Here is a 25,377-nt window from a genome sequence, read left to right on the forward strand (position 1 = left end):
CAAAGACGTACGTCATGTCGAACGCAGAGAGACATCTCCTGATGTGTAGCACTGTGCTAATCCCGAAGATCCCTCACTATGTTCGAGATGACGGGCTATGTTCGTGTGACGGGGGGGACCTATTACAATATTAAGAGATGAGATTGGAAAAGAGTTTTATGCCCCCAAGATTAACGGGCTGAGCTCTTTCACAACTAATTTTGAGCCTGCTGCAGTGAAGTGAGCACCATCATAATAGAGAGGGACTTCAGCCTTTGTCATTAGCGGACAGATATAGTCGGAGCAGAAGCTATCCATTATTGAGATATATTGAATATCATTCCTTCCCCCAAAGCGTTTAAGCATTATTTTATCCGTGCGGGCTAAAAACTCTACATCCAGCATATCTTTGGTTGGTTGCATTGGGATTTTCATGACTAAAAAGTTGGCAATTAATAGTGGGACATTAGCCTTGTATATAGGACTTATACCTAAAATAACGATCTGTATTTTTTCCTTAGCAAGGCGTTGAATGGTCTTTTCAAGCATATCCATAGTATGGGGATCAGCAAACCATATTGCTGATAAAATTAAGATCTTAGGTTTGATTTTTAAAATATTAGCAAAAGCTATTTCATTAAATCTTCTGCAATAAGGTCGAGCAGTCACATCCATATCTATGATAGGAGGGCATGCTGAAGCAGAAAGAAGCCCAGTTGAATATCCCTTCGTCGCTAAATTCTCTTTGAAGGCTTCATATAAATGGGCTGCATGGCTGTCTCCCCATAAAATGGCGGATTTATTTTGCGGTTCCTGCGGCAGGCAGTCTGCAATATCAACTTGATCAGGATTTTGATTCTCATCCAGAAAACAAGTACCGTAATGATAGCCAGGTTTATAATCATAATTCACATAGGCGAGTATTTTATTTAAGCGCTTATTCCGCTTATCAGGGAATCCATGCTTATAAATGGTTAGCGAGGAAGTAAGCGCAACAAGAAAAATTAATGCGGCCGAGCCGGCTAAGACTTTTTGGGGATTGAGTTGAGGGCGGAGATGGCGGAAGCGCTGTTCAATAAAGGTGTAATTTAAGTAAGCCAAAATGAAGGAAAGCGTTATTACTATTACAGGATAGATAAAATGCTCGGTATGAGGATAAAAACGTTTGGTAAACACTATAACTGGCCAATGCATTAAATATAATGAGTAGGATATGTTTCCTACCCATCGCCATGGATTAATACTTATCATTTTATTCAGTAAAGGGCATGCCTGCTCACCTGCCCAAATCACTAATGCCGTGCCTATACAAGGTAGCAAAGCTGCGAATCCAGGGAATCTTGTCTGGGGATTGAACAAAAATATAGCGTAAAGAATGCCTCCAAATCCTGTAGCACTGACAATGAATGGTAGCTGTTTACCTGATAAGCGAGGTAATTGGCCAATTGCTACTAAAGAGCCGATAAGAAGCTCAAAAGCTCGAAAGGGTAGCAAGTAAAAGGCTGCTGTAGGTCTGCTATACAACATCCATTGAGATAAGATTAGTGAGATTACTAGGCAAGAGATAATAGTTATAACTAGTACCTTGAACGATTTTCGGGCTAGGAACATTAAAAGGAAGGGGAAGAGTATATAAAACTGTTCTTCTATACCTAAAGACCATAAATGTAATAAAGGAATTTCATCGGCCGCGGGTGAAAAATAACCAAGGCTAGAGTAAAAATAAATATTTGCGGAAAACAGGGCAGATGCCATAACCGATTTTGCGAAAGAGACGAGCTCTATTGGAAAAAGTTGCCAATAGGCCATCAGTGAACAAAGAAGAATTGTTGAAAACAGGGCTGGGAGAATTCGCTTTGCGCGGCGCTCATAAAAAGTAGTTAAAGAAAAGCGATTATTTAGAATTTCTCTATAGATAATGCTAGAAATTAAATAACCTGAGATGACAAAAAAAACATCAACACCTACGTAGCCGCCTGGTAGTATTCCAAGATTTAAATGAAAAAAAAGAACAGCAAGAACAGCTATTCCTCTGAGACCATTGATATCCTCGCGATAACGTATTCTTTCCATTTAATACATACCTAACTTTATATTTATGTAATAGATCAGTATCTTCATTTATCCCTCCCCACCGCGCATAGCGTGGGGGAGAGGGGAATCTTTGGCGCATGAGCTGGGCCTTATCGGTCTTTTTTGTATAGCTTTCTAAGTGCCATTGGGCTTAACAGCCCAATCTACCTCAATTATTTCAATTAACCGGCGGTAAAATATACTTTAAGCCCATACTATGCAACTACTAATAAACAAAATTCTCCTTGGCTCTACTCATTAAGTCATTAAAGCGTTGCAGATGTCTTTCCGTTTTTTCAGGCGAACTTAATACTAATTCAGACATACAAAGAGCGAAGAGTAAACGACGAATTTCCCAGATAGTTTCCTGGAAAAGATCGATCTGCTCTTTGCTTTTTGCACTGACTTTATTTTCAAGTTTTAAATTTTCCGAGCTTATTGAAATAGGCGCAAAATGTTCAATCACTTGATATCGCGTTCGTTCAATAAAGAGAAAAGCATTCTTGCCTTGTTGACGGCAGTGATTGATTTCTTTGACTTTGTTTTTAAAAAAATTGTAAATCAGCATTTGATGAAAGAAATAAAGCTTCTGTGAATAACGGTAACTTTGAAAGATAAAATAATCCCCTGACAAGACAATGATGACGCCAATTAAAGTGCAAAATCCTCTATTAATCATCATTTCAAAGGGACCCTGCGGAGAATTAGCTTCTGTAGTTTGCGCTAATAAGAGAAACACACAGAGAGTAATAAAAAAAACACTAATGTCATAGCGACGAGTATTTAAGGAGGCAACATTCAATCCAATGACTACAAGAGTAAATAAAACGGGAATAAAACGATAATTTAATTGCATTAAATAAATTAGGGGAATCAAAATTAATAAAGCAGCAAAGGTTCCTCCTATACGGTGCGCAGAGCGGCGAATTACAAGCCCAGGTTCAATTCCCGCGCTAACGACTAACACAGTTAATAAAATCCAACGTTTTTCGGGGATAGTTGAAAATAAATAAAGGAACATAGCAACCATAAAGACCAGAGCCAAATGTATAAAGCGAGCATAATCTAGTTTTTTCTTTAACTGTGCCGTAGTCTGCATAAGTTATTCCAATGAGCAAAGGCGCGATTTAAGCAATCGACTATATAGTGCTGTAGTTTAGTTTGTGGTGGAAAATCAATTTTTGGCGGAGGGCAGGGCGTATAACTATCCATATTCAGGCGAAGATGATTAAGATTAGTTTTAACAGACCTCCAAAAAATTTCAGTCTTTTGCTCGTAATAAAGATTATCTAATGAAATTTGTATATTACGAATATAGACCGCCACTCTATAACTGCTTAGGAGGTATTTTTTTCCAACTAAGCGCTGATAATTTCGTACCATTTCAAAATGGATAATTGGTTCTTTAATAAATCTGCGATTATTCTCTAATAAGGCATTTTCGATGTCTTCTTCAAAATATTTTATGAAACCTTGCAAGGCCTTATTCCAAACTCTGAGATATTGGTTAGGAAAAACTTTTAAACAAATCATCACAGTAATCGATGAAAGGGCGACTGAAGAAATAATGCCATAGGCAATCTGTAAATTAGCTTCCGGTTCTGTACCTAAAACAATGGTGCCTGTTGATAAGACAAGCATCACTAAACTTTTTAAAGCGTAAAAATAACGCAATACTAAAAAATAAAGTCCAGCTAAAACGAATAAAGAAAAAAAGAAAAAGGTACCGCGGAAGGGATAAACCAGATAGAACGATACGCTAACGAAGGTGACTGCAAGACTACTGAAGAGTAGTAATTGTTCTTTCTTTTTAAAACTGGAGAGTATTGGGGTTTCATAAAGCGATACGATAAAAAAGGGCAGGATAAAAGATAGATAATTAACAGGCAAAAAGAACCAATAAACATAAGTAATGACAATAGCAATAAATAGTGCTTTGTGGAGAGCGCCTCGCTGAATAGTATAGGGGTCAACTTCCTCAAGCCAGTTCTTAAACCTGGATATAAACATAGGCGCTGCTTCCTACTCTTAGGGGAAAGTTAGGATCGGGATCGGTGACGCGAACGATCACCGGAAGGCGCTGCGGTAACAGGATCCATTGATTCTCATTCGTTACATTTTGCAGTTGAGTTCGATTATCAACAAGCTGGCGATTAGCGCCCCAATAATCAGATTCAACAATGCCATGAAACACTTTCCGACCTAAATACATCCGCGGATAAATAAGAACTCTTGAGCCTTTACGCACATCGCGCAAATCGGTTTCATTAAAATTAGCTTGGATAAATATGTTATCGCTATCCACCAGGGAGAACAGCGGTTGATTAATATTGACCGGGGTTCCCAGGGTAAAAAATAGATTTTGAATGATTCCATTGCCTTGGGCATAAACATCTGTAAGCGCCAAATTAACCTTGGCGTTTTTAAGCCTTGCTGCAAGCGATTGAATTTGATGGCCTTGCACATCAATTTGATGTTTATCAATTTCCAACTGTTTTAATGAAGCATCCCATTTATCTTTTGCTGCTTGAGTCTCTTGTTTTGAGTTTTGCAAGGTAATAAGCGAAACCGATTTTAATTGATAGCCCCTTTGATATTTTTTATCGTCTTGGTCTAAGCGGGTATAGCTACGCTGCTCATTGTCACTCAGTTTCAAATCACGCTCGTAGGTTGTTTTCAAGGCTGCTAACTGTGCTTTTGCCGCAGCTAAATCCGCGCTCAGTTGTTCCACTGCATAAAGGTAAGGCTTTTTGAATACAGTAAATAGCTTTTGGCCTTTTTGCACTGTGTCGCCATTTTTCACATAAAGACCGGTAATATACCCATTGGTAAGTGCTGCAACGGGTCTAACGTTATTGACTACGAAGGCATTATCAGTAAAGGGAAACAAGAATGAAAAAAGATAAATAATGGTTGTTAACGCGCCAATCAAAATCACTGTATGGGTAAAGGTAAGCCAATGCTTTAATCGTTTTAAATAAGGTTTAATTGTTCTTTTATACCCCGCAAATTTTTGTTTCATTGAAGGCCTGCCTCCTTATTTGCCGCATATCCACCAGCTAAGTCTTGATATAAGACAACTAAGGACATGGCTAATTCTAACTTTGCCTGATTCACTGACAAGGCCAAATTATCTAAATAGATTTTACTTTGTATTAAGTCTTTATAAGAAATTAACCCGGTTTTTAATAGACCTTGTTGTAACTTGTATTTATGGCGGTAGTCATTTTCAGCCGCTAAATAAGTCAAATAGAGCTCATTCATTCGTTTATTGGCTGAATAGTCCGTATCCACTTCTTTTAAAATACGCTTGGCTGTTTTAATAAATTCAGCAATCTTAGCCTCATAGGCTCCCTTGCTTGCCTTAATTGTTCCCAAGTTGCTTGGGGCAAGAGTTCCATTGAAATAGGCGTCTGTCATTTTCGAGAAGACTTTATGGGGTAGATGGGACTCACCGACATACTCATCCAATTGCAGGGGAGGGAAAAAATTGCTGTAAGCAATATTAATATTCATTTTTGCTGCTTTTAGCGCGTATTCGGCCATCTTCATATCAGGTCGATTATTTAAAACCTGAGCAGGCAGGCTTCCTGGTTTAAAACGACTGAAATCGATTTGTGCAAAGTTATTTTTAGACTGTATTGGACCAGGATAGTCGTTAATAAAATAACGAAGCGCATTCTGACTGACAACAAGGTTATGGCGAATAGGGGCGATCTGCGCTGCGACTTGCCGTTCATCGGCCTTTAATTGGTCTAAATCAAGGTGATTGGCCAAACCAATCTTAATATCCTGGGTGCTAAGGGTAATTAAGGTCTTTAAATCCTTATCCAACACTTTGATCAAACGCAACTGTTCTAATTGAGCCATCAATGTAAAGTAAGAGGCGCTGATCTGGCCAATTACGAGTAGACGAACTCCGGAAACCGCCTCTTGGAAGTAATTCACATTGTAGCTAGCCTGCTTTTGCTGCGAATAAAGCTGCATGATATTGACTGCATAATAGGGCCAGATCCCGTAAAAACCGCCTGGCGCACCTAAAGCGGGGTTTGTGGAATAACCTGCAAAGGTTTTTATAACAGGTATCCAGCTGAGCCTTACCTGTTGTAAAGCGCCTTGGGCTTGATGCAGGTTCGCGATGGCAATATGAATATCATTATTATTTTTAAGGCCTAATTCAATTAAACGATCTAACTCTTTATCGTGAAATTGCTGCCACCAACCAAAGGAAGGTAGGTTTTCGATAGGTTTGTAGCTGTTTGTGCTTGAAGGAAATTGTTTAAGCGGCAGATTGTTAGGGGGCTCAACTTTCTTAGTACAGCTCAAGATCCCTAATACAATAAATACCAAGACTAATCGTCTTAAAATCATGTGTCTAACTTTTAGATTTTTTCTAATCGGCTAATGCTATACAAATCCTGTAGATCAAGCTAGATATTCTTGAGCACTTTGATTTTTCAAAGAGGTACGTCATGTCAGACGGAGTGAGACATCTCCTAAATGCTAAGAGCTCCCTCACTATGTGCGCGATGACGTTGGGTGTTGCAGGCTACATTCGTGACTCAAATGACGTTACAGGGTGGGCCTTCTCTCTGGAAATTGATTTCTTCTGCACGATGCTGCCATGAAGCCAACTCTGCGCTTAAAAAATCGTTGTATGTTTTAATTCCCTTTTCTATTTTTGGATAAACAGCTTCATAAAGGGCGGTACGTAAACTATCACTAATGGTATCATCAGTTAATGCTCTGTCATATTCGTCAATAATGGCTTTAGTTTCTTGATCGTACTCTACTTCTTGGCTCTCCATATGCTCGTTGATTTTTTTGATAGCAAGATCAATGACTTCTTTTTTTAAGTTCAAAACATCATCAGATGACAATTTTCTAAATGCAATTTTAAAATTGAGGAACCTTTTTTCAAATTTGCAAGCTTCGTTATAGGCGGTTTGAAGATTTTTTAGCAACATCGACAAGTGGTTACAGTCTTCAGCAATTAGCGTTTTAACTAAAGAATAAGACTGCTCCAATAGATGTCGTTTTGAAAGCCTTCGCAAGCGTTTAGACACTTGGCTGGTAAGAAGCAGTTCTCTTTCCTGAAGAAAGGAAAGAATTAAGTCTTGAATTTCTTCAGGGAGTTCTTCTTCCAAAATTTATCCTAAATTTGCCCAAAGTAGATATAATTTTAACAAGACTTTAAAATCAAGTCTATATCATCAGTGTATTGTCAATTTGATTTTCGACAGCTGCCTGAGGTATCGCAATGATATTATGGTAAAAATCAGTGGTTTGAGTCTGGCGTTGATTAAACCAACCATGTCCTTGATAAGCCGTTGAAAGGGAGGCTTGCGCAATAATAGTGTTTAGGGTTGTAACCGCTGAGACATTATCATTATTCTGATATTGTTGATAGAGATCAAAGATAGCAGCAGCACCGTTTGGTATTTTTATCTCCCTACCGTCGTCTAGTGTGCGTTTTTTACCACCAAAGACTCCTAACTTACCATCTAAGTTAATGATATCGTTTAAAATCTCTTTAAGAGCATTTGCAGCATTCCTCTCGATAACAAGCTCTTTGGAATTTTGCGGCTCAGTGTCCCATTCTTTTTTGATTTTATTAAAAATTAATTCAGCTTTGTTCTCGCTAATATTGCAAGTGGTTCTGATATTATCGATGGTTGTTTGTTTTCTATCAGAGGCAATTGCTGTTGCTTTATATTGATATAAATTAATATCCTGATCAGGTTGATAGTTTGTCATAAAGAGTGTTTTAGCTATTAATGGCACTCTGACTCTATCCATGGTTTGCTGCACAAGCTCATCAAATTTATTAGCTAAATCCACAAGATCAAGGCGCAATGGACTACCTTCTTTATAGTCATTGTTGTACTCACCCAATTCAGCGATGATCTGGTCTTTAATATTAGGATTGTCGAGGAGAAAATCTAAAAATTTTTCGTTCTTTGTAAGCTCTTCTTTTAATATTTCACTGCGTCTGGTTTTGTGAGCTACCATGCGTTCTTGAAACTTTGGATTCTGAAGCGTCTCCTTTGCGATAGCGCGATAAATCTTCGCATCGAATAGGGCGCCTTTAATAAAAACCGAAAATACATCTTTAACAAACTCAGGATGATTTTCTATTCCGCTCAAATCTAAAAGCCTGCTATCAGTCCATTCAGGAAAATTACGCGGTTTTGCATCTACTAGATGTGGGAAGTTACTAATATCTCTTTGGGTTATCGGAAAGGTATCTTTGGGTTTTACGCCATATTCCCTTTCACCCAAATCTGTACTTACTTTATTAGGATTTCTGTTTTGGTATTTTGAAGTGATTGGCCAGGATGCCTGATCATGATCAATTTTGGAGGCAATCTTAGCGACAGGGTCATAGCCAACATTACCGCCATGCATATCGCGTTCTTCACCGAAATAGGCTGCTGCTAATATTCTACCAATACCTGCTTTGACTAGGTCTGCCTGCGGTGGCGAACGCATAGCCCCAGTCAGTTGCTGCTGTTTCAGATAATAATCATGTAAGGATTGAAAGTTATCTATCGCTCTTGAGAGCACGCCGACTCTGTTGCCATCAGCATCATGAACACTTCTGACCTTTGGGGTGCGGTCATTAAGTACAAGACGAAAGAGCATGCCATTAAAGGCTTCAATCTCAGTGATTCGTCGCCCAGACTTTTCTGTTTTTAAAATTTCAATGGGTGAGCCATCGCCTTTTGTTACTTTGCTTGCGCTATGAGAAGGTTCTGGTGCTCCACTTTCTCTCACAATTGGGGCATTAACGGGCTTATAGTTTTCTTGAGCCTTACTTTTAGGTGGTAGAGCTTTAGAGTTTTTGGGTTTAGCTAAGCGTTGCTCGATACTTCTTAAGCTGCTCAGTAACTCAGTATTTTCATCATGGTTATAATCCGGGCTTGCAAGAATAGCGTTAATAACAAGACTCACCTTTCTGTTGCTGGTGATTGTTAGAATTTGTGTTGCACCCTGAATCTCGGAGTATCCCAGTTGTTTGAATAGAGGAAAATTACGAGCTAGATAGTTGATGTGACTAGAGTCTGCTGGTAAGGTCAGGATTATAAATGGTTTCTTTTCTGGTTGCGCTATACTCTTTGGGAGTGCTTCTTCATGGGTATAAACATTTTGGAACCCGACACTTCTCTTACTTCTAATTTTCATGGATATATTTCACTATGTCTATTATTTGGTCATTCTAAACAATAAAAATTAATGAAATATTAAGAGAGCCAGAATTTTGCTATAAATCCTTTGTACGGGACAAAAACTAGAAAACCTCTAGTTCATTGCGAATCCCCGCGGCTTGACGGTGGGTCTATGGAGCTTGTGCTGCAATCAGATCCCGCGGTCAAGCCGCGGGAATTCGAGTTTCTACGGGGATTATCCATTTTTTGTCCCTTACAAAGCTATAAATCTTAAACAAATTTAGATTCTTGCGGCTAAGCCGCATAGTCCGTGTCTCGAAGCGTCACAGAGTGCTGCCCGTACGGCTTTGATGTAGTTAACGTCGGTGATCACTGCATTACTCGCAATAACAGCGCCGACTATCCTATTACACGCTTAGGCTATCCGATTATAACCCAAGACTAGCGACGGGTTCGGACTTTATAACTAGATTAGAAATAGCTTGTTTATCTAATTCATGATCATCACTATATTTCTGTGCAACCTTTGGATTTTGGAAAGATTCACTAAGGTGCTTTTTCAATTTATTGATAAGCAGCTCATACACTGGCCCATTAAAACTGTTTATTTTCCATTCTAGGTCTATGGCAAGCCATGGCGTAGTATAGGGCAGAATTGCTTCTATAACTTTTTTGAGTCTTGCTTTGTCAGCTTGGGTATCTCTATTAATCTGGCTAATGAGTACAGCGAAATTTTCATGTCTTTCAAGTGGGGTATTAGCGATAAGTATTTGAAATTGCTCGGGCGTTAAAACATTGGCAGCCATTTTACAAAAGGGTTCTTGCTTATTTTTAAAAATTTCCCAAAATTTATTTTGCTTCTCAGCTCGGATTAATTGTGGCTCAGATAAATTCAGCAAAACGATTTTTAGGCGCTCCTCACGATTATTCAGGAACGATAGTGCGTTGTTTGTCTTTGCTTCAATAAACCAAAGGTTATCTAAGAGAGAATCAAATTCAGGCAGGGAGGCACGTTCGACAAGCATTTTAATTCGGTAATCGGGTAAATGACTTAAAACCTCAACGATACTTTGTTCATAAATAAGATAGCTTTCACTATTCAAATGTTGAATGAATTCATCAAAGGCGTCATCCTTTATATCTTCTCTTTTAATGGGCGCAGTATTATAGACAGGCGTTGTCGCAGCTTGTACGGTAGCCCATTTTGAAGGTCTGCGTTCGACTTTCGGTTGATTAGGATCAAAGTCTGCGAGAAATATTTTGTTATTAATATCAATGTAATGCTGAGCTAGTTTAGCTAATTTTTTATTAAAGGATACGCGATAGGGTAAATGGGCAATCTGTTGTAGTAGCGCCTCCCGCAGAGTTTCATTCGCATAAGGCATAATTGCGAGAAGTTTGCCTAATAAATGGGGGGAGGGTTTAAGTTTTTTTACTAAGGTATTGAGCAGTTCTTGTCTTTTTGCATCGGATGCAAATAACTGTAATTGCTTGCGAGTTAAGGTAGTCGCTGCAGTTTCAGCATAGGCATCTTTATTTAGAATGTTTAGAAAAGTAGCAGAATTAAAAGCAGCTTTTAACTGTTCCTTAGACAGTGCTTTTATCAGCTGGGCAAGTTTGTCCCTGTTATACTCTCTTTTTGATGGCTCAATTTCTAGTCCATTAAAATGAAACCATACAGAATCTAATCCTCTCGAATCGAGCTGACTAACAAAAATCTGCAAGTCCTTGGGCGACATTTGCGCCAAGCGATCTAAAAACTCTGACTTGACTAAGGTGGTGTCTTGGTTAATGGAAATAAGGTTTGTAATGTATTGATCACCGACCTTCCGTTTATCACTCGGCACTTGTGACGTTTCGGCAGTTGTCTCGCCATAGGCATCTTTATTTAGGATGTGCAGAAAATTAGGGGTACTAAGAGCGGCTTTAAATTGTTCCTCAGACAGTGCCTCTATCAGCTGGCTAAATTTGTGCCTGATGTATTCCCTTTTCGATGGTTCAAGTTCCGAGTCATTAAAATGAAGCCATACAGATTCCAACCCTTCCGAATCGAGTTGGTTAACAAAATCCTGAATGTCTTTGTCCGACATTTGATCCAAGCGATCCAAAAACGCTGATGCGGCTAAGGTAGTATTTAGGTTAATGGCAATAAGGTTCGCAATGTATCGATCGCCTACCTTACGTCCATCAGTTAGCCTCGGCAGATGTGATGGTCCAGCTTTTGTATCAGCTTGGGGGAACTTTTCATCGATTTGTTTCGGGGATCCTTCACCATGGGGTTTGGGTCCACTAATTAGAGGCTCTTTCTCAGTTGTTGCGAAAAAGGTGGTAGAAACAGTGCTAACACTGGCAGATGATAATGGGCTTGGCTCTTGCGCTTTCCTACGCGGGACTTTTTTTAATCTAGTCGCTCGCTCTTGCTCTTGCTCACTATCCGAATCAATCTTTATCGATAGTTTTTCAGTTGCTAATAATTGTTTCTGGCTTGGCTCTTCATTCTCTACAGTTGCGTTTGTTAACTCTAAACCGTAAAGAGTCAGATCGAGAGAACCCAAGGAGCCAATTCTTGCGCCTACAAAGCCTGCATCCCAAGCTTTGCCGAAGAGTAGTCCGCCGAGGAAACCGATAAACCCCAGGACTAAAGATAACGGAGAGGTAAAAATAACGCCTATTGCACCGATAAATAGAAGGAAATAGCCACCAATGCGGGCTAAATAATCAGGAGTTTCAGCATTGGAAGAAATCCTTTTTGTTGGTCCATTAACCCTGCGTTTATTCCCTTTAGCCATAGTAATCTTCTTATTTCTGTAGTTTGTTGATTCCAATTTAAACAAAAATTAGATGGTCAAGCAAATTAGGTTATAACTATCACGTGATATACTGATTTATATCAATTTTTTAAACGGAACCTATGAGATATTTTGTCAGCTTTATTTTTTTGATTGTTTTAGGAGCAACTAGTGTTTTGCAGGCTGCTAATTCTAGATCTTATACAATTTTGTATACCGGCAAGGATGGTAATTCCTATTTCAAAGAAGCAGAAGAACCCCTAATTCCCGCCAAGGTTGGTTTAGTCACACGTTTACTGCCCACAAAAAGTCTATTCTTTGGTGAGGCGGGTGGGGCAGCACAAGATTGGCATAATCCTGCCCAACGGTTGTTTATCATAGTCTTATCAGGTGTGATGCAAATAGAAACAAGCAGTGGCCAAATTAAAGCTTTTAAAGCGGGTGATATTTTATTGGCTGAAGATCTGACAGGGAAAGGGCATAGAACATCTAATTTAAATGAGCAACCTGTAAATTATTTGGCAATCTTGTTAGCGGATTAGGAGATGAAGAGGGGTGGTTCAAGCACAGTCCCCAGCCACTCTTCAGGAAACTCACCCAAAAAAATGAGAAATAAAATGCGCAACTGGAACTGGGTTATCCATATGAACATGATGGCCGCCATCTACTTCATAGATTGTTAAATCGCTTAGGCATTGGGCTCTATCTTGAAAGAGCTCTTGTGGATAGGAAACCCCCTGTTTGGCACGAATAAGGCCAACAGGAACTTCAATAGCTCTAAGCATTTGTCTTAATTCATCTTCAGCAGGCAGTGTTGAACTCAGGCAGCGCAATCGCTGGTCAAAGGTCCAATACCAGCCATCCTTTGCTTTTATTGTTCCCCGCCTAACTAAAGCCTGTGCTGCATGGTAGCTTATATTGCCAATTTTCATCCTATCGCGAATGGCCGATTCCTGATCAACAAATAGGGCGCGTTGTTGTGGGTTAAAGGATAAATAGGTTTCTAAATCATGGTGGAAATAATTGATTCTTTGTTCAATGAAATTGGCTGTTGGCCCTAAAATATCAAGAAAAACCATACGGCCTAGTTGTTGGGGCTTGGCAATTGCGATGGTTGTTGCTAGTAGTGAGCCCAGCGAGTGGGCGATAATATCAAAAGACTTCCAGCCTAATTCTTTTATCAGATGTAGCATTAAAAAAGCGTCATTTTTCCAATTAGGCATCACACCTTCGGGATAGGCGCTTGATACTCCAGTCCCGGGGTAATCTACAGCGACAAATTGTCTATCTGGAAATAGGGGCGCTAAAAAATCAAAACTTGCTGCATTATCCATTTTGCCATGTAAGCAAAGTACAGGATTTGGACAATCTGCATGCCAAATTTTTAAGCCAATAGAAAACCCGGGTAGGTTGATGCTTTTTTCTTCATAGTTAATACTTTTCAAGGAAGTACTTTCCATCCTGGCCAAAGTAATAGATTGTCTTCATATTTAAAAATACGCTCACATAGACAATACCCGCTTGGGCAAGTTCGCGGTGAAATTCAAAGACTGATAGCTTTTTAGTATCTAGATTTTCGATAGCATTTTTGACTCTAGCCTCATCTAAGCTATCCCCAAAAATAAATTTAGTTTGGTTTGCTTTGTTTGTAGTTTCAGACAGTGCTAAGCGGTACAACATTGTATCTTTTGAATAAAAATAGAGACTGTCTTCTAATACGTCATAGGTTTGTCTGATAACACCTAAGGCCATTAATTGATTAGTAAATTCAGTAAAATCACCGGGTGACTTTGCTCTTGCTACACAAAGGTCCTTGATTTTTATTGCTATATTAGATGGAGTATTTTGCATATTAAAATTCCTGGCAGATACTAGATTGGAAATGATTATTAAAACTATAAATAGCCACTTTCTATCCCTCATGATTTCCCTTTCACTAGGTTTATGGCGAGGGAAGATACCCTATAATTTTATCCATTTCTATAGGAGAAGTAACTTCACCATATTTAGGAGATCCTTCGCTACACCCCCAAAGACCTACGTCATGTCGAGCGCAGAGAGACATCTCCTGAGCGTAGCACTGTGCTAATCCCGGGGATCCCTCACTATGTTCGGGATAACGGGGTCTTTATCGATATTTGCCCCAATGGGGCTGGGCGCTCAGGATGACGAGGTTGGACAAACCTGGAATTCCATGATGGGAAAAGCCCCTGAACTAAGATTAATTTCGTCAATTAGCTTTACTCCCATATGGAGATAAAAACCAACAATTTGAGGGATACTGTCAGAAATGAAACGAAATATCTGCCAACCTTGGTTTTTAGCGATATTGATGACCTCATTCCATAGCAAGCGCCCATAGCCTTTACCTATTAAATGACTATCAACAAATAAAAGATCGAGTTCGGCAAAGTCTCTTTTAAGTGTTGGCCCTCTCATGCCAATGACGCCAATAAAAAGCTCATCAGCTAGTACCTTAAGTAGAATATGATCCTCAACATAGTAGGCTCGTGGTCCCCAGATATTTACAAAGTCACGAACATAATCCTCTTTACCTGGATGAAAGTGAGTCTTCGATCGGGTCATTAACTCCAATATATCGGGTATATCAGAGATTGATGCTGGCAAAAAATGTAGGTCTATCATAAGTTAACGTCAGTTAAGTTAAAGCGCTTTAAGGTTAGAAATATCATCGATTATATAGTGAATAACGGCTAATAAAATACATTGTGACCTTCTAAGGGCTTACTATTCGGCTTAGCTAGGCTTGGCATTGAATCCCCCGACTGCCAGTCTTTGGAAACCATAGTTAGGGTCTTCTTTCGTTGCTCTAATTGTTGTAACCGAGAGAATAATCGGTTGATATGATGTTCTTTTAAGGGTTTAAATAGAATGCTCGCCATACCTAAGTCAAAGCATTGCTCAATGAGGGAGTGATTAATATATTCAGTCAGTGCAATCACTGGCGGTATAGTGATGGAACGAGCTGTTAATATTTTTTTGATGGTTATAAAGGTTTGGATGCCGTTTAATTTTGGTAAGCCTAAATCCATTAAAATACAGTCATAGGGTAGGGTGCACGCCTTTTGTAAAGCTGCTAGCCCATCACTTACTACGTCAACCTGGCATTGATATTGATTCAGTAGCAAATCAATCATTAGTTGTGATTCAAGCTCGTCTTCAACAAGTAAAATACGTTTAATTAATTTTGACATTCCGTTCTCTCTTAAAAAGGTTAAATCGTAATAAGTCAGCACCCACCCCAGTATTGAATTCCCACGGCTTGACCGCGGGAATTCGGGATAGGGGTGACCTATTACGTTAAATCTACAAATTTCAGACAATAGGAATCCACTCAGGATAAAAATCTTGCTTTTAACTGATTGTTTAAAAAGGGAAGTTATATTGTATGAATGACGTGAATCACGACCCCTAAAATCCTAAAGTCAGCCTCTTCAGATACCTCAATAGGTGAAAAAGATGGGTTTGCTGGAAGCAGATAGATTAGATTGGCTCTAATCGATAAAAATTTAACGGTTAGCTCCCCATTAACAACAGCAATGACAATCTGACCGCTTTTCCCTGGTTGGCTACTATCTACAATTAACATATCTCCAGATTTGATTCCGGCATCAATCATCGAGTCGCCAGTTGCATTAACAGCAAAGGTTTTACTTGGTTTTCTAACTAAAAACTCCTGTAAATTAATGCTGTCTTTTAGAGAGTCATCGGCAGGTGATGGATAGCCCGCTGCAACCTTGCTTGAATATAAAGGTATTGTGTGATGATAGTCAGAATCTCGCACAGCAAGTACCGCATCTACTTTAGATAAAGGGACTCGCACTAATTTAACCTCTTCGCCTTTATGCCGCCCAGAACCTTCTCGACGACCTCCATGGGTGCTTGACATGTTTATTCCTCTTGAAAAGCGTTTATATTTTTCAAGATATCCTCTTTCGTTGAACTTGTAAATAGCAATAGAGTGTCGAATGAAGATACTCCCATCTATTGTTACGCTTGTGCTAGCATAAAAATATTCATTAAAAACGTCAGTTCGGGATAAGAGTGATTTAAATGACAAAAAAGATCTTAATGAGTGCCTGCTTAGTTGGCGAGAAAGTACGTTATGACGGTAAAGACTGCTTGCAATCCAATCTACGCTTACAGAACTATATAAAAAATGGATGGGTCATTGCAATTTGCCCTGAAATGGCTGGTGGTTTGCCAACTCCCAGACCTCCTTCTGAAATCGAGCCTAATGCCAATGCCGAAGCGGTATTAAATTTTCAAGCAAAGGTTCTTACAATAAATGGTGAGGATGTAAGCCAGGAATATAGGTCTGGTGCTGAAAAAGCCTTGAAATTAGCCCAAAAAAATCATGTTTGCTGCGCTATCCTCAAAGCACGGAGTCCATCATGCGGCTCTAAACAAGTTTATGATGGCACTCATTCCAAAAAACTAGTGGAAGGGATGGGGATCACTGCTCAGTTGCTAACCGAAAATGGTATTAAAGTATTTGATGAAACAGAAATTGATAAGGCACTGGATTATATTGAGTTAAATGCGACTGTTCTCTGATAGTGAGTGTAGGCTGGGCTGCTAAGTCAAATGGCACTTAAAAATATCCCCTCTCCCCCAGGGGGCGAGGGAATAAAGAGAGAGACCAGCTACCCCCTCTGTCATCTACGCTTTAGGCCATCACTTCATCGAGCCCATAGATCCTGCGGTCAAGCCGCGGGAATTCAGGATGGGGATAACCTATTACTACTTCATCTTACGAATAACAAAAGTATTTGAAATAAATCGTGTTAGATCACCAGTACAGTTATCTTCACGAACTTCAAGTATCTCGCAGTTTAGGTTCTTAGCAATCTCGAATATTCTATGTTGAGGTATTGGATGCATTCCCATATCGGCATGATTAGACCCGTCTATCCAGGCGCGTGCTTTAAACGAATAGCCGGAAATATATGTGGGTACCTGAAATATTGCCAGTCCACCTGGATTTAGACTATCGAGAGCAAGTTTGACTAGTTCATTAATGATTGGTGGCGGATTGTGTTGAAAAACTAGACAAGAATAAAAAAGATCACAACTAGTTAATTTCTGTAAGAGATCCTTAGCAGACATAAGCTCATGGAGTACTAAGTTTGTGAGACCTAAGGATTTTGCGCGCTCAGCAGCAATGGATAAATGATTCGCAGAAATATCATAGCCATGTACGGTTTTGAGGTGCTGTGCCATTTCGGTTGTGACACGCCCTACGCCGCACCCGAACTCGACAGCAGTGAGACTTGGGGTAATTGCAAAATTATGGCGCTCTGCAATAGTTTTAATAACCTGCCATTCCGTTTTACCACTTTGCCAAAATAGCTCTGCCTTCTTGTCAATATTCTCCGGCAAAAAGTCCGAAGAGGTGATAACTGACCAGAAAGGGCGTTCTTGGCCAAATGCCGACCATGTTTGCTTGATTTTCTCAAGGCATTCCTGCAGGGTTTCTGCTGTGACTTTAATTTCAATATCATTAATGGGTAGATTAAGAGGTAGTAGCTGGAAGGCTAATGAAGCTGGTTGATGCTCAGGTTCCTGCTTAGGTTGCCGGCCTTTTTTTGCCCATATGCCTTTGATTTTTGCTAGATATTTTGAATTAAGGTTAACGGGGGGCGCATAAGACAGTGGTGGAAAGTCTGAGGGGTGGGTTGCGGATTTCAATTGATATTCTTGGGAATTCAAGAGTCTTTGCTTGAGTTGTTGTAAATCTGCGCATTCCATGTGTTCAATAATCGTTTTTTCAGACTCTGGTGGGCGACCAAGTATAAATTGAAAACCATAAACAACTTCGCTACGAGATACTGTCATTTACCTGCTCGAAATTCGAAAAGTGAGATTAGCATACCTTGTCTTTATTGGGAGTCAAGGTGCACAAACTGCTAGGTCTAGGCTGAAAAATAAGAGTAATTTATCTAAGGTCACCCTCCCAGTACCCTAATACAGCCCGTCATCCAGAGAGCCCCAGCCCCTTTGGGGCAAACATCGATAAAGACCTCGTCATCCCGAGCGTAGTGAGGGATCTTCCGGGATTAGCACAGTGCCACACTCAGGAGATGTCTCTCTACGTTCGACATGACGTACGTCTTTGGGAACGTAGCAAAAGATCTCCGGGATTAGCACAGTGTCACACTCAGGAGATGTCTCTCTACGTTCGACATGACGTACGTCTTTGGGAACGTAGCAAAAGATCTCCGGGATTAGCACAGTGTCACACTCAGGAGATGTCTCTCTACGTTCGACATGACGTACGTCTTTGGGAACGTAGCGAAGGATCTCCGGGATTAGCACAGTGCCACACTTAGGAGATCCTTCGCTACGCTCTGGATGACGGGTTGGGTTATAGGGCGGAGCTCCCCTTATTATCCTGATTCATATTTTCTGATTTGAATATTTTTTCTAACTGCTCAGGAAGTAAGGGTTTACTAAAAAAGTAACCCTGGAATCGATAACAGCTTTGCGCTTCTAAATAATCTAATTGAGATTGGTTTTCTATTCCTTCTGCAATAACATCCAGATCTAAACCTTTTGCCATTCCCAGAATGGCCTGGATAATTACTTCATCATTGGGATTAGAGCTAATATTGTGAATAAACGATTTATCGATTTTTATTTGATTGATAGGTAAGTTATGTAAATAATTTAATCCTGATTGACCTGTTCCAAAATCATCAAGGACAATGGTGACTCCAAAATCTTTCAGTTCCCTTATTGTTTCGATTAAATGCAGCGAATTGATAATTACGTTTTCAGTAACTTCAACCTCTAGATATTTTGAGTCTAGTTTAGTTTCCTCTAAAATTGACTTAATCATTGCAATAAAATTGGGTTGAATGAATTGCTTGGTAGCTATGTTAACTGCTACACGAAAAGGAGGAATTCCTTGCTCTTGCCAGGCTTTATTTTGAGCACAAGCTGTTCTAATAACCCACTCACCAAGCGGTACAATCAGCCCGGTTTCTTCTGCAATAGGTATAAAATCCATGGGTAATATCCGGCCAAGTTGAGGATGATGCCAACGAACCAGAGCCTCCACAGCAACAACTTGCTTAGATTGAGAATCATATTGCGGTTGATATTCCAAGAAAAACTCATTTTCGATCAAAGCGCGCCGCAAATCTGACTCGTGTTCAAAGCGGGATTGACAGTTTCTTTGTAATTCATTGTTATAAATTTGAAATTGATTACCGCCCAATTCTTTAGCACGATACATAGCCAAGTCGGCCGCACTTAGCAAGGCTTCTACCGTTTCACCATGAGTTGGATAAAGGCTGATACCAATACTTGCAGTGACTAGCATATCCTTTTTAGCAATTTTTATACTTTCAGAACTAATTGCATTTAATATTTTGGATGCAATCAATGAGGTATTTTCTGGGGCCTGTATAGAAGGAGTGACTGCAACAAGAATGAATTCATCACCTCCCAAACGTCCAACAGTATCTTCTGTTCGTGTTATTTTCTTTAATCTCTCGGATATAATTTTTAGCAATTCATCTCCCGCTTCATGACTCAGACTATCATTAATTAATTTAAAGCGATCGAGATCGATAAAGAAAAGGGAGAACATGGTGTTGGCCCGAGAGGCTCTGGCTATTTCTTGCCTTATTGATTCAGTTAAAAAAGCCCGATTAGGTAATAAGGTTAAATAATCGTGTTTAGCTTGATACTCCAAGGTTATAAGTGTTTTTTGTAAGGCATCAGTTCGGTCTTTGATAGTCGTTTCTAATCGCTCAGTGTGCGCTTTTGCTTCTTGCATTAATTGCCATTTTTTTGTGAGAGCACAGGCGAATTGACGTACCGCAATTGAATCAAAAGGTTTTTTTAAGATAAGTAAACTGTCGGTCACCCCGAGATTTCCTACTGTTTCTTCCCAGGTATAATCGGAATAAGCAGTGCAAATAACAATTTGGATCTCCTTATCCAAGGCCCATATTTTTTTTATGGTTTCAATACCATCTAAACCGGGAGGCATTCGAATATCAACAAAGGCAAGTGTGTAAGGGGTGCCATCGTTTAAAGCGTTTTCAATTTGCGAAATGCCATCCTTGCCCTGCGATGCGTAATCAATTTGGAAGGAGGGTAATTCCAGACTAGCAGTCTCTGCTTCATTGCCAAATATTATCGAATCTAATCGATCTAGTTTTTTAGATGAACGCTCTGTTAGTAATATTTTCTTAAAGTCCAAATGTATGGACGGGTTATCATCAATTATGAGTATTCGAAAGTTGTTATTCCTATCCATAGCCACATCTGCATTCATCGCTTTACTCCTATAGATTTGCTAAGGGATTTATCTTTTTATACGGTAAGTAGATAGTAAAAACAGCGCCCTTATCTTTTCCTTCCGAATCGACCCTAATTTCTCCACCTAATTCATTGATTGCTATTGCAGTAGCATGGAGGCCAAAGCCGTGTCCTGATTTTTTTGTGGTATATCCAAAGATAAAAATTTTGTTTAAATTTGCGCGAGTAATTCCTGTTCCATTGTCTGAAATTACTATCGCTATTTTGCCTTTAGACGTTATCGACGTTGAGATATTTAGTTGTTTATTTGCATTTGTAGAGTCTAATAATGCATCTTTTGCATTGTTAATCAAATTAGATAAAATTTGAATTAACTTGACCCTTTCAATTAGGATTGGATGAATTTCACCATAATTTTTATTCACTGTAATAGTTTGTTCTTGATCGATTCCAGATAAGAGCAATACTTCATCTAGTAACTCTTTAATTGATACAACTTGATCAATCGCTTTTACTTTTGTTACATCTTGTTGAGTGGCAATAATATTTTTAATTAGACCTATATTTTTATGAGAATCTTGCAGTTCGTTTATCAATAGTTCTTGCTCTTTCTGCAAACAAACGGCCAGTTCATCAATAAAATCTACTATATGAATACCTCGAGGATCGCTGCTAACGAACTCTCCTAAATTAGGCTTGTTTTCTTTCAATAAGCTAGATAGTTTTTGCAATTTTTGCAGGGGTGATCCTGTTAGCTGTTCTGTCATGGATTGTACAGAAACATTGATACTATTTAAAACGTTTCCAACATTATGCAAAACACTAGCGGAAATTTCGGCGATTCCTAAGGCGCGTGCTTTTTCAAATTGTTCCTGGTTAAGTGACTCTTTATAACTTGAAGCAAAAAAAGCTATGGCCAATATGACGAAAGTAACCGCTGCAATAGTAATGGCTAAGACAGAGGGATCAATTATCGCTGGCTCATTGACAAGAACTGGTTGGCAAAGCGGCGTAAATATGGAAGCAGCCATCCCTGTGTAATGCATCCCCGAAATACCTAATCCCATAATAATCGCACTTAAGACTTTGATCCGGTTACGTAAGCGCAAAACTACGGCATTTGATTTTAATGCGAACCAAATTGCAGCCCCAGATGCAATAATCGCGACAATAACAGAGAGGAAAAATAAACCAGGTAGGAAGCGGATATTTAATGAATAGATTAGTGCTGCCATGCCGGTATAGTGCATAGACGCAATCGCTAGTCCAAGAATTAAGCCACCGGAAATTAAGTGGATGACATTAATAATGGATTTTCTTAATAAAAGTAATGCAAAACCTGAGGCTGCTATAGCTACGACGAGGGAAACAGCAGTCCAGAATAAATCATATTGGAGATTTAAACCGGGGATACTGAACGATAACATGCCGATAAAATGCATAGACCAAATACCAGCTCCCATGGCGATTGCCCCACCAATTAGCCATATTAAACTAATCGTTGGGCTATTCGAGCGATCCCTTAATCGGCCAGTTAAATCCAGTGCTATATAGGATGCAAAAACAGCGACCAGATAGGATAGTAAGACTAAGCGAAGATCATAAACTCCTTCAAACTGATTGGCAGATAAATCAGCTCCTTGAAAAAAATCACTATACATATCCCTGTATGCCTTTTATATTTTTAATACAATAATAGCATCTTTGACTAAAAATTTTGCAATTTCAATCATTTCTTAAAAAAAAGAGAAAGTTACTAACTATTATTCTTATTGATTTAAGTGTGATTTTTGCACTAATTCTCTATTTCGCAGCGCTTGCTCCACCTGGGAACATTAAAATCAGTGGAATATATATCAAAAATCCGGGGCCGATTGATGATTTTAAATTGATAGATAATGTTGGCAAAACTCTTACAAAAGATAAACTCAAAGGGCAGTGGACACTGGTGTTTTTCGGTTTTACAAACTGCCCCATGATTTGTCCGACAACCCTGCAAACCTTAAAAAAAACTTATGGAATATTAGAAAAAGATTTTAGTGAAAACAAAATACCTAGGGTTCTATTTATTTCAGTCGATCCTGCTCGAGATTCTATTGAAAAAATAAATCATTTTGTTAAATCCTTTCATGCTAATTTTATTGGGGCAAGGGCCACAATCGATGAAATCAGAGCTCTTCAAAAACAATTGCATACTGCAGTTTCATCTAATCCCAATTCTCATGGCTTAGATATTTTATTATTAAATCCAGAGGTAAAAGTTCAGGCTTATTTTTCTTCGCCAATCTTGCCCTTGCAATTGGCAAATGATATTAAGGCTATTGTCATAGAATATGCTCCTAAGTAACGGGAATCATCCTATCATTCCAAGCTGGAATAAGGCATTCCATTTTCGACTTTATCCTTAAGCTACTATTAATAATTTTTTGCTAAGTTCAGCGACCCAAATAATTTGAGAAAAAAGATGCTGACGAAATTAGAACATGAGCTTCAAAAGCAAATTAAGTCAACAAAGGCTGATGATTTTTATGGGAGTTTACCTCCAACTTTTCAATACATTGAATTAAAGAATCCCGAACTATCAGTTGGTAGTAAGCCCATTAAAAAACTACGATTATGTACTAATGTAAGGGACAAGAAAGACGCTTTTTTATATATACATTATCAAGATGGCACAAAAAAGACCCATCATGTGGAAGATTCCACAGCTTTAGCTAAGTTATTGCTAGAGGCCAATGGAGCAACAGTAGATGCTTTTAAAAGCATAGATAGATCGGTATACGCTTGGCAAAAATTTTCCATGCAGGAGGTTTATCAAGTCAGCAGTTTATTCTCTACCTATGAAAAAATTCACACAGATATTATAAGTTCGCTGAGAGCTATCTTTAATAAAAATAAACAAGAACATATCACTATTATTGATGGGGGCTGTGGCAATGGACAATTGTTAAAGCAACTAGAAACTCAATTTGGGGCTAATTCAAACAATCTTAGTTTTGTTGGCTTCGATTTCAATACTCAAAATATCATAGACGCGTCTATGGGTTATCAGGGACAGTGTCACTTTATTGAAGGGAATTTACAGCAGCTTGATCAGGTCGTTTCTGAGTGTGTTGAGCAAGGATATATTAGGCAGGAAACGAATAAGACTATTTTAGTTCTTTCCGGTTCGCTGACCGCTGAAGTACAAACTGGATTCACATCACTAGAGATATTAAAAAAAGCAAAACTTGCTGGTATTAATTATCTAATTCTCTCTGGAGTTTCCGATGTTTTAGTTAACGATTCTATGGCTAGACGAATTGGATATCAACGTGAAAAAATCCAGATTAATCGAGCAAGCGAGAGAGACGTGTTTGTTTATCGCCAACTTTCTACTGAAGCTATTTTAATTAATAAAAGCGATAAATTAGCTCGCCGTAATTTTTTGGACCTTTCTTTATCACCCAATCCTGCGGGGGTTTTATCAAGTTTAAGAAGGGACATAATATCCAAATCCTATCTAGCTATTGATTTATCCTTTTGTGATTTAACTGATAAATTGACAATGGCTATTCATTCTCTTTTACAAGAAAAACACAATATCGAGCTAATTTTTTGGACTAATAATAAAGCACAAGCGAAGGAGTTTTTTTTCGAATTTGCTTGGATGTGCAAAGGGATTGATGTGCGAGTTAAAAGCAGTGAAGGCTATTTAATGGCGCCCCGTGGCTTTTTTAACTCGATTGAGCTCCCTTTGTTTTTTAGCTCGCCAGAAAAAGAGCCAAGAGATTGTATTATTTCAACACTGAGAAACCTGGCTCTAGATTCTGAAACTAAATCAAAGATCTTGCTCAGTTACCTAGTAAAAAAACTTAAAAAATCAAAACTACTCTCGCCCGATGAATTCCTAAAAATTGACGATGGTATAGTGGTTCGATCTTTATTTGCGTTCATGCCCCAAAATGTTAATGACTCACTTCCTTATATTCAACCATTCATAGCCTGCTTAGAAAAAAAGGTTTGCCTCTCTAATCAGCTCACTCTACTTTACGTTTATCAACATGGCATCATACCTCATGGGGTCGATCCCAAGACAGGTTATGGCTATCCTCGAACTCGTTCACCCAAGGGCGACCCTGGTAAGAACCGCAAAAAAGAAATAGAGCTGTACCAGCACTTGGCAAAAACTTATGCAGCAGAATTGGACAGACCTTATTTTGAGCAATTAATTCAGTGGAAACTGGAGGAAAGTACTAAGGTAGAGAAAACCATGATCTCCTTTAAGGACGTCGTCAATTTAACTATGAGCTAAACTGTCTTTAGTTTATTAATAGATAAAGAGGCTAGAGACGAAGCCCTTCGAATTATTAGTTTCTCATCCGCCCTTCGGGCACCTTTTTCTCACGTCTCGAAGCGTTACAATGAGAGGCTTTGAGACGGCGTAAAGGCCTCCTCAGCCCGAACGGTTTTGAGGTGGCGTCCTTGACTTAATGGCAGTGAGGGGGAGGGGGGGACCTATTAGTATTTTTTATCTCCAATTGGCCGAGGGAGTTAATTCCTCAGTATTCTGTTCACTTGCTATATCTAATAACTTCCCTTTTATATCATTTGACAAGACCGGTTTCGTAAGCTAACTGATAATTAGTTTTTACCTCAGATACCCAGGGGCCGCGGCCTCTTAAGGTTCGTGCATTATCCAAAGGAAGCATATTATCTTTTAAAACTCTCTCAGCAGTCAGTTCTGGTCTTTTGCTCGGGTCATAACTAAGATGTTTGGCCTTTACTAATCCATCTGTAGCTACCAGAGCAGACATTAAGGTCTCTTGAACTAACACATTCATTTGTTCAGGATTTAAGGGGACTCCCGCTTCAAAATCTAAGTCGCTTTCACAAGATTGCAAAATGCCTGCATCAGGATTACCACGTAGTTTCTCTCATGAGCCGCATGACAATCTCTAAAGTTATTTTCAGTTTTAAGATTTTTCGTAATGAGGTGATCTAATGCGTTTGACACTTGTTAGTTTGCAGAATATCTTGCTTTATAACCCGACATATCTCTGCTGTTGCAAGGCACGAGTCTGGCGTAAAAA

Annotated in this window: 21 protein-coding genes; 4 read left to right on the forward strand and 17 right to left on the reverse strand. The window is 39.1% G+C overall.

All coding sequences use genetic code 11. From position 1 onward, the window contains the following. Nucleotides 1-156 precede the first annotated feature (156 nt). From BN1094_RS06945 to BN1094_RS18785, 8 genes are all read right to left on the reverse strand, one after another. Nucleotides 157-2,052, reverse strand: a complete 1,896-nt coding sequence (locus BN1094_RS06945; protein WP_052403172.1) for an acyltransferase family protein — start codon at nt 2,050-2,052, stop codon at nt 157-159. Between the two features lie 226 nt (nt 2,053-2,278). Next, complete coding sequence (locus tag BN1094_RS06950; protein WP_043873540.1) at nt 2,279-3,151, reverse strand: FUSC family protein; 873 nt, start codon at nt 3,149-3,151, stop codon at nt 2,279-2,281. After that, a complete protein-coding gene (locus BN1094_RS06955) occupies nt 3,130-4,062 on the reverse strand; it encodes a hypothetical protein (protein ID WP_043873541.1) in 933 nt (310 codons plus the stop codon). Before BN1094_RS06955 ends, BN1094_RS06950 begins: the two co-directional genes overlap by 22 nt. Then, the gene (locus tag BN1094_RS06960; RefSeq protein ID WP_043873542.1) at nt 4,043-5,074 is read right to left on the reverse strand and encodes an HlyD family secretion protein; all 1,032 of its coding nucleotides are present in this window, start codon (nt 5,072-5,074) and stop codon (nt 4,043-4,045) included. Before BN1094_RS06960 ends, BN1094_RS06955 begins: the two co-directional genes overlap by 20 nt. Next, nucleotides 5,071-6,423, reverse strand: a complete 1,353-nt coding sequence (locus BN1094_RS06965; protein WP_043873543.1) for a TolC family protein — start codon at nt 6,421-6,423, stop codon at nt 5,071-5,073. Before BN1094_RS06965 ends, BN1094_RS06960 begins: the two co-directional genes overlap by 4 nt. Nucleotides 6,424-6,614: 191 nt before the next feature. Beyond that, the gene (locus BN1094_RS06970) at nt 6,615-7,199 is read right to left on the reverse strand and encodes an F-box protein (protein WP_043873544.1); all 585 of its coding nucleotides are present in this window, start codon (nt 7,197-7,199) and stop codon (nt 6,615-6,617) included. A 58-nt stretch (nt 7,200-7,257) separates the two neighbouring features. After that, a complete protein-coding gene (locus BN1094_RS06975) occupies nt 7,258-9,237 on the reverse strand; it encodes a hypothetical protein (RefSeq protein WP_043873545.1) in 1,980 nt (659 codons plus the stop codon). A gap of 412 nt (nt 9,238-9,649) precedes the next feature. Continuing rightward, nucleotides 9,650-12,010 (reverse strand): type 2 periplasmic-binding domain-containing protein, encoded by a 2,361-nt coding sequence (locus BN1094_RS18785; RefSeq protein WP_052403173.1) that lies wholly within the window; start codon nt 12,008-12,010, stop codon nt 9,650-9,652. A 122-nt stretch (nt 12,011-12,132) separates the two neighbouring features. On the opposite strand from BN1094_RS18785, the gene BN1094_RS06985 reads away from it, so the two are divergent. Continuing rightward, nucleotides 12,133-12,552: a cupin domain-containing protein gene (locus BN1094_RS06985; RefSeq protein ID WP_052403174.1), complete on the forward strand. Its 420-nt coding sequence runs from the start codon at nt 12,133-12,135 to the stop codon at nt 12,550-12,552. Between the two features lie 51 nt (nt 12,553-12,603). On the opposite strand, the gene BN1094_RS06990 is transcribed toward BN1094_RS06985, so the two are convergent. The 5 genes from BN1094_RS06990 to BN1094_RS07010 form a co-directional block, all read right to left on the reverse strand. Continuing rightward, nucleotides 12,604-13,455: an alpha/beta fold hydrolase gene (locus tag BN1094_RS06990; RefSeq protein ID WP_245614210.1), complete on the reverse strand. Its 852-nt coding sequence runs from the start codon at nt 13,453-13,455 to the stop codon at nt 12,604-12,606. After that, nucleotides 13,442-13,861, reverse strand: coding sequence for a DUF1398 family protein (locus tag BN1094_RS06995; protein ID WP_043873547.1), 420 nt, complete (start codon nt 13,859-13,861; stop codon nt 13,442-13,444). The genes BN1094_RS06990 and BN1094_RS06995 overlap by 14 nt, the downstream gene beginning before the upstream one ends. Before the next feature lie 309 nt (nt 13,862-14,170). Continuing rightward, complete coding sequence (locus BN1094_RS18790; protein WP_052403175.1) at nt 14,171-14,596, reverse strand: GNAT family N-acetyltransferase; 426 nt, start codon at nt 14,594-14,596, stop codon at nt 14,171-14,173. 128 nt (nt 14,597-14,724) lie between these two features. After that, a complete protein-coding gene (locus tag BN1094_RS07005; RefSeq protein ID WP_043873548.1) occupies nt 14,725-15,225 on the reverse strand; it encodes a response regulator in 501 nt (166 codons plus the stop codon). 185 nt (nt 15,226-15,410) lie between these two features. Then, nucleotides 15,411-15,920 carry a LexA family protein gene (locus BN1094_RS07010; protein WP_043873549.1) on the reverse strand — a complete coding sequence of 170 codons (510 nt, stop codon included), beginning with the start codon at nt 15,918-15,920 and terminating at the stop codon, nt 15,411-15,413. A 164-nt stretch (nt 15,921-16,084) separates the two neighbouring features. On the opposite strand from BN1094_RS07010, the gene BN1094_RS07015 reads away from it, so the two are divergent. Further along, on the forward strand, nt 16,085-16,588 hold the full coding sequence (locus BN1094_RS07015) for a 2-thiouracil desulfurase family protein (protein ID WP_043873550.1): 504 nt from the start codon (nt 16,085-16,087) through the stop codon (nt 16,586-16,588). 186 nt (nt 16,589-16,774) lie between these two features. Here the strand turns inward: BN1094_RS07015 and BN1094_RS07020 are convergent, their stop codons facing one another. The 3 genes from BN1094_RS07020 to BN1094_RS18795 form a co-directional block, all read right to left on the reverse strand. After that, nucleotides 16,775-17,869, reverse strand: a complete 1,095-nt coding sequence (locus BN1094_RS07020; protein ID WP_043873551.1) for a class I SAM-dependent methyltransferase — start codon at nt 17,867-17,869, stop codon at nt 16,775-16,777. A 529-nt stretch (nt 17,870-18,398) separates the two neighbouring features. Further along, nucleotides 18,399-20,321: a GGDEF and EAL domain-containing protein gene (locus BN1094_RS07025; protein ID WP_043873552.1), complete on the reverse strand. Its 1,923-nt coding sequence runs from the start codon at nt 20,319-20,321 to the stop codon at nt 18,399-18,401. A 10-nt stretch (nt 20,322-20,331) separates the two neighbouring features. Continuing rightward, nucleotides 20,332-21,966 (reverse strand): MHYT domain-containing protein, encoded by a 1,635-nt coding sequence (locus BN1094_RS18795; RefSeq protein WP_052403176.1) that lies wholly within the window; start codon nt 21,964-21,966, stop codon nt 20,332-20,334. Between the two features lie 56 nt (nt 21,967-22,022). Between BN1094_RS18795 and BN1094_RS07040 the strand changes: the two genes are divergently transcribed. Together BN1094_RS07040 and BN1094_RS07045 are read left to right on the forward strand one after the other, a co-directional pair. After that, nucleotides 22,023-22,652, forward strand: coding sequence for an SCO family protein (locus BN1094_RS07040; protein WP_176695265.1), 630 nt, complete (start codon nt 22,023-22,025; stop codon nt 22,650-22,652). 117 nt (nt 22,653-22,769) lie between these two features. Then, the gene (locus tag BN1094_RS07045; protein WP_043873554.1) at nt 22,770-24,599 is read left to right on the forward strand and encodes a hypothetical protein; all 1,830 of its coding nucleotides are present in this window, start codon (nt 22,770-22,772) and stop codon (nt 24,597-24,599) included. 292 nt (nt 24,600-24,891) lie between these two features. Here BN1094_RS07045 and BN1094_RS07050 read toward each other — a convergent pair whose 3' ends face one another. Beyond that, on the reverse strand, nt 24,892-25,188 hold the full coding sequence (locus BN1094_RS07050; RefSeq protein WP_043873555.1) for a hypothetical protein: 297 nt from the start codon (nt 25,186-25,188) through the stop codon (nt 24,892-24,894). Nucleotides 25,189-25,377 lie beyond the last annotated feature (189 nt).

The sequence above is a fragment of the Legionella massiliensis genome (genome assembly GCF_000756815.1).
Taxonomy (GTDB): Bacteria; Pseudomonadota; Gammaproteobacteria; order Legionellales; family Legionellaceae; genus Tatlockia; species Tatlockia massiliensis.

Excerpts from the sequence above, each read along its gene's own strand:
- BN1094_RS18795 (WP_052403176.1), bottom strand. The coding sequence starts at position 21,966 with ATGTATAGTGATTTTTTTCAAGGAGCTGATTTATCTGCCAATCAGTTT.
- BN1094_RS07010 (WP_043873549.1), bottom strand. The coding sequence starts at position 15,920 with ATGTCAAGCACCCATGGAGGTCGTCGAGAAGGTTCTGGGCGGCATAAA.
- BN1094_RS07025 (WP_043873552.1), bottom strand. The coding sequence starts at position 20,321 with ATGAATGCAGATGTGGCTATGGATAGGAATAACAACTTTCGAATACTC.
- BN1094_RS07005 (WP_043873548.1), bottom strand. The coding sequence starts at position 15,225 with ATGTCAAAATTAATTAAACGTATTTTACTTGTTGAAGACGAGCTTGAA.
- BN1094_RS06955 (WP_043873541.1), bottom strand. The coding sequence starts at position 4,062 with ATGTTTATATCCAGGTTTAAGAACTGGCTTGAGGAAGTTGACCCCTAT.
- BN1094_RS07020 (WP_043873551.1), bottom strand. The coding sequence starts at position 17,869 with ATGACAGTATCTCGTAGCGAAGTTGTTTATGGTTTTCAATTTATACTT.
- BN1094_RS06975 (WP_043873545.1), bottom strand. The coding sequence starts at position 9,237 with ATGAAAATTAGAAGTAAGAGAAGTGTCGGGTTCCAAAATGTTTATACC.
- BN1094_RS06950 (WP_043873540.1), bottom strand. The coding sequence starts at position 3,151 with ATGCAGACTACGGCACAGTTAAAGAAAAAACTAGATTATGCTCGCTTT.
- BN1094_RS18790 (WP_052403175.1), bottom strand. The coding sequence starts at position 14,596 with ATGACCCGATCGAAGACTCACTTTCATCCAGGTAAAGAGGATTATGTT.
- BN1094_RS07045 (WP_043873554.1), top strand. The coding sequence starts at position 22,770 with ATGCTGACGAAATTAGAACATGAGCTTCAAAAGCAAATTAAGTCAACA.
- BN1094_RS06945 (WP_052403172.1), bottom strand. The coding sequence starts at position 2,052 with ATGGAAAGAATACGTTATCGCGAGGATATCAATGGTCTCAGAGGAATA.
- BN1094_RS06965 (WP_043873543.1), bottom strand. The coding sequence starts at position 6,423 with ATGATTTTAAGACGATTAGTCTTGGTATTTATTGTATTAGGGATCTTG.
- BN1094_RS18785 (WP_052403173.1), bottom strand. The coding sequence starts at position 12,010 with ATGGCTAAAGGGAATAAACGCAGGGTTAATGGACCAACAAAAAGGATT.
- BN1094_RS06985 (WP_052403174.1), top strand. The coding sequence starts at position 12,133 with ATGAGATATTTTGTCAGCTTTATTTTTTTGATTGTTTTAGGAGCAACT.
- BN1094_RS06960 (WP_043873542.1), bottom strand. The coding sequence starts at position 5,074 with ATGAAACAAAAATTTGCGGGGTATAAAAGAACAATTAAACCTTATTTA.
- BN1094_RS07015 (WP_043873550.1), top strand. The coding sequence starts at position 16,085 with ATGACAAAAAAGATCTTAATGAGTGCCTGCTTAGTTGGCGAGAAAGTA.
- BN1094_RS06995 (WP_043873547.1), bottom strand. The coding sequence starts at position 13,861 with ATGCAAAATACTCCATCTAATATAGCAATAAAAATCAAGGACCTTTGT.